The following is a 4619-nucleotide window of genomic DNA, read 5'->3' on the forward strand; positions in this document are numbered from 1 at the left end:
TACCCCCTCCCGCAAGGGGAGGGGGAACAAGAAAGGTCGCCCTCCGCCTCCTCTCCCTTCTCGCCCTCCTCCTGGTCGCCGCCTGCGGGGCCATCACCCAGCCGATGGGCGCCTCGGACGGAACGCCGAGGCTGGAGGCCGATGCGGTGATCGCGGCGGATGGCTACCGCCTGCCGCTGCGCAGCTGGGGGCCGATGGAGAAGCCCCGCGCAGTAATTCTGGCGCTGCACGGCTTCAACGAATATGGCCGCGCCTTCGACGATCCGGCCCGGTTCTGGGGCCAGCTCGGCATCGCCACCTACGCCTATGACCAGCGCGGCTTCGGGGCCACCGCCCGGCGCGGCATCTGGCCGGGGACACAGACCCTGGCCGCCGACGCCGCCGCGACGCTGCGGCTGCTGGAGGCGCGCTATCCCGGCGTGCCGCTCTATCTGCTGGGCGAAAGCATGGGCGGGGCCGTCGCCATCCTGACGGCGACCGGGCCGGACCACCCGCCGATGGCCGGGCTGATCCTGTCCGCCCCCGCCACCTGGGGCAGGCAGAGCATGGCCACGATCCCCCGGGTGGCACTGTGGCTGACCCGGCGGCTGATCCCGGCGATGACCTTCACCGGCCGCGATCTCGGCGTCCAGGCCAGCGACAACATCCCGATGCTGATCGCGCTGGGCCGCGACCCGCTGTACATCCGCGCGACCCGGGTCGACACGATCGACGGGCTGGTCGACCTGATGGGCCGTGCCTCGGACGCGGCGGCGGAGATCTCGGAGCCGACCTTGGTGCTGCTGGGCGAGCATGAGCAGGTGCTGGCGCCGGCCTCGGTGAACCGGCTGCTGCGCCGCCTGCCGCAGCGGCCGGATCTGGTCGTCGCCTCCTACAGCCGTGGCTGGCACTGGCTGCTGCGCGATCTCGGCCGGCGCACACCACAGCGCGACGTCGCCGACTGGGTGCTGCACCCGGGCCCAAGCCTGCCGTCGGGCGCCGAGCTGCGCGGCCAGGCCCGCCGCGCCATGGCCGACGGGACGGTCGCGGGTTCGGATCTGCAGGCGTCGGGCGGGCCGTAGCCCGGATCCGCTACTCCGCGGCGGCCTCGGCCGTGGCGGGAAGCGGCAGCCGCACCGGGCTGAACACCTCCTGCTCCTCCGACACGCCGCGCAGGCTGAACCGGCCCATGGGCTCGGCTTCCACGCCGGCGGCGCGGCGGAAGGGCTCGGTCATCAGCGGGCGGCGGCCGGTGATGCGGCACAGCGCCTCGACCCGGCTGGCCAGGTTGACCGCGGGGCCGATCACGGTGAAGTCCAGCCGGTCGGCGGCGCCGATATTGCCGTACATCACCTCGCCGATATGCAGCGACAGGCCGTAATCCAGCGCCGGCCGGCCCTCCTCGACCCGCTTCGCGTTCAGCGCGGCCATGCCGTGCTCGGCCACGGCGGCGGCGGTCAGGGCCTTGGTCGCGGCGTCCTGCACGCCCTGCTCCTCATCCACCGGGAAGATCGCCAGCATGGCGTCGCCGATGAACTTCAGGATCTCGCCGCCGGATTCCTGCACCGCGGCGGCCATGGTCTCGAAATAGCTGTCCAGTGAGGCGACGATCTCCTCGCGCCCCACCTTTTCGCTCATCGCGGTGAAGTCGCGCAGGTCGCAATACCAGATCGCGGCGTGCAGCGATTCCGACATGCCGCGGCGGATCTGGCCGTTCAGGATGCGGGCGCCGGCGTCGTGGCCGACATAGGTGTCCAGGAGGTCGACCGCGGTGGCGCGCAGGGTGTGGATCTCGACCAGTCGGGTCAGGATCGGCATTAGCCGGTCGATCTTTTCCAGCGCCGCCTCGCTGAACCCGCCCTCCGCGCGCGTGGCGAAGGAGATGGCGGAGCGGCGGCCGCTGGTGAAGGCCAGGCCGAACAGGGCGTAGTCTGTCAGCCCCTCGTCGCGGAACTCCTCCAGCACCGGGAAATCGAGCTGCGCCTTCGGGCCGGTCAGGCGGCGGCGCACGGCATCCGCCCCTTCCTCGATCACCACGCGGATCGGGCTGTCCAGGTATTCGGGCGCGTTGCGGTTCTCCCACAGGCCACGGCGGCGCTCGATCGCGCCGGTGCCGCGCCAGATATAGGCGGTGCCGAAATAGAGCGGATGCAGGGCGGGAATGATGGCGAGGCCGCGCGCGACCGGGACGTCCTCCGCGACCAGGCGGTTGCAGAACTCCTCAAGCAGCTGGCCGATGTCCCGAATGCCCGGCGCCTCGTAGAGCAGCCAGTCCAACGTGGGTGAGCCGGTACAGCTCGTCATCGGATTGTCTTTCTCGATCACGACGCCCATGGTCCGCCCCTCGCAGCACAGCCTCCATCATCTAGGGTGTCGCGTCCAGATTTCGAGTCAGCCTCTTACCGATGAAAGGAAAAGCTGCCTTGCACGGCGTGCCGAGCCGCGGCGCAGCGGCGTCCTCGGCCCCGCCTCAGCCCCACAGCGCCGGCTCCGGCGGATACACCGTGGCGCCGTCATAGCACAGGGCAGGATCGTGGTCCTGGGCCAGCAGCAGCGGCCCGTCCAGGTCCACCACCTCCGCCCCCTGGGCCACCAGCGTCGCCGGCGCCATGGCGAGGGAGGAGGCGACCATGCAGCCGACCATCACGCTGAAGCCGCGCTCGCGGGCTGCGGCACGCAGCCGCAGCGCCTCGGTCAGCCCGCCGGCCTTGTCCAGCTTGATGTTGACCATGGCGTATTTGCCGGCGCAGCGGTCCAAGCTGGCGGTGTCGTGGCAGCTTTCGTCGGCGCAGAGCGGGATCGGGCTCTCGAAGCCCAGAAGCGCGTCGTCCTCCGACGCCTTCAGCGGCTGCTCGATGACTTCCACGCCCAGCGCCGCGAAGGCCGGGCCGAAGCGTTCCAGATGGGCGATCGACCAGGCCTCGTTGGCGTCGACCACCAGCCGGCTGCCCGGCGCGTTCTCCCGCACCGCCTGCACCCGCTCCAGGTCGCCGTCGCCGGTCAGCTTCAGCTTCAGCAGCGGCCGATGCGCCGACTGCCGCGCCGCCTCGCCCATCCGCTCCACCGTGTCCAGGCTCAGCGTGTAGACGGTGGTGACCGGGCCGGGCTCCGGAATCCCGGCGATGGCCCAGGCCGGCACCCCGGCCAGCTTCGCCTCCAGGTCCCACAGGGCGCAGTCGACCGCGTTACGGGCCGCGCCGGGCGGCAGCAGCGCCTCCAGCCCCGGCCGGTCGGCGCCGTCGGCGATGGCCCGAGCCACGCTCCCGATCTGCGTCGTCACGCTCTCCAGGCTCTCGCCGTAATGGGCGTAGGGCGTGCATTCGCCACGGCCGACCGCGCCGCCGGCAGCGATCTCGGCGATCAGCGTCCGCGCCTCGGTGCGGCTGCCGCGCGAGATGGTGAAGACGCCGCGGATCGGCCACACCGCCTGCCGGACCGAGAGGACGCGGCCGGTCATGCGGCGACCGGGGCCGGCAGCCGGTCGACGATGGCGGCGACGCCGGTGCGCACCGGGTCGACCGCGGGCAGGCCGAAGCGGTCCTCGGCCTCCTTCAGCGCCCGCTCCGCCGCCTGCGGGTCCAGCGCCGAGGTGTTGAAGGCCAGCCCCACGACCTTGGCGTTCGGGTTGGTCAGCCGGGCGCAGCGCTCGTTCAGCGCGATGCAGTCGGCCAGGTCCGGCACCGGAAAGTTCGGCAGGCCGCGCATATGCGGCCGCCCGGGCTCGTGGCACATCACCAGCGCCTCGGCCTGGGCGCCGTGCAGCAGGCCGAGCGACACGCCGGCATAGGAGGCATGGAACAGCGACCCCTGGCCCTCGATCAGGTCCCAATGGTCGGTCTCGGCCTCCGGCGCCAGCCATTCGGTGGCGCCGGAGATGAAGTCGGCCACCACGGCGTCGACCGAGACGCCGCCGCCGGCGATCAGGATGCCGGTCTGGCCGGTGGCGCGGAAATCGGCCTTGAAGCCGCGCGCCTTCATCTCGCGCTCCAGCGCCAGCGAGGTGAACATCTTGCCGACCGAGCAGTCGGTGCCGACGGTCAGGAGGCGGCGGCCACGGCGCGGCATGCCGGTGGCGACGTCGAAGTCGCGGTCCGGATGGCGCACATCGAACAGGCTGCGGCCCAGCGCCTGGGCGCGCTGCGCCACCTGCGGCAGGTCGGCGATGCGGTTGTGCAGGCCCGAGGCGATGTCCATGCCGAGCTCCAGCGCCCGCAGCATGGTGTCCTGCCAGGCGGCGGAGATGCGGCCGCCGCGATTGGCGACGCCGATGATCAGCGTCCGCGCGCCCTTGGCCGCGGCTTCCTCCAAGGTCAGGTCGGGCAGGCCGCAGGTGGCGCGGCAGCCGTCCAGCCGCAGCTGGCCGACGCAGACCTCGCGGCGCCACTGGGCCACGCCATAGGCGGTCTTGGCGGCAAGCTGATCGGGGGCATCCCCCAGGAACAGCAGATAGGGACGCCGGATATCCACGATGCGGGCTCCTCACCAACGGTCGCGGCGAGTGTAGCGGGAATCCGGGGGCAGGCCAGGATCGGGGCTTGGGGACGTCATAACCGGCGGTGAGGGTGCCCGGCCTCCCGATCGGCGCGGGATCGAGAGGCCGGACGGGGTCAGTTCTGGTCCTGCTGCTGACGCTTGTCGGG

Annotated in this window: 4 protein-coding genes; 1 reads left to right on the plus strand and 3 read right to left on the minus strand. The window is 72.0% G+C overall.

Annotated elements, in window-relative coordinates; all coding sequences use genetic code 11:
• A partial coding sequence (locus P409_RS27245) for an alpha/beta fold hydrolase (protein ID WP_343285529.1) occupies positions 1-1061 on the plus strand: 1061 nt, incomplete at its 5' end.
• A gap of 10 nt (positions 1062-1071) precedes the next feature.
• On the opposite strand, the gene P409_RS27250 is transcribed toward P409_RS27245, so the two are convergent.
• From P409_RS27250 to dgcN, 3 genes are all read right to left on the minus strand, one after another.
• Positions 1072-2283: an adenylate/guanylate cyclase domain-containing protein gene (locus P409_RS27250; protein WP_034845797.1), complete on the minus strand. Its 1212-nt coding sequence runs from the start codon at positions 2281-2283 to the stop codon at positions 1072-1074.
• A gap of 166 nt (positions 2284-2449) precedes the next feature.
• Positions 2450-3436, minus strand: a complete 987-nt coding sequence (gene dgcA / locus P409_RS27255) for an N-acetyl-D-Glu racemase DgcA (RefSeq protein ID WP_034845791.1) — start codon at positions 3434-3436, stop codon at positions 2450-2452.
• Positions 3433-4446 carry an N-acetyltransferase DgcN gene (gene dgcN, locus P409_RS27260; protein ID WP_034845793.1) on the minus strand — a complete coding sequence of 338 codons (1014 nt, stop codon included), beginning with the start codon at positions 4444-4446 and terminating at the stop codon, positions 3433-3435. The genes dgcA and dgcN overlap by 4 nt, the downstream gene beginning before the upstream one ends.
• Positions 4447-4619 lie beyond the last annotated feature (173 nt).

This window comes from Inquilinus limosus MP06, from assembly GCF_000767795.1.
Lineage (GTDB): Bacteria > Pseudomonadota > Alphaproteobacteria > DSM-16000 > Inquilinaceae > Inquilinus > Inquilinus limosus_E.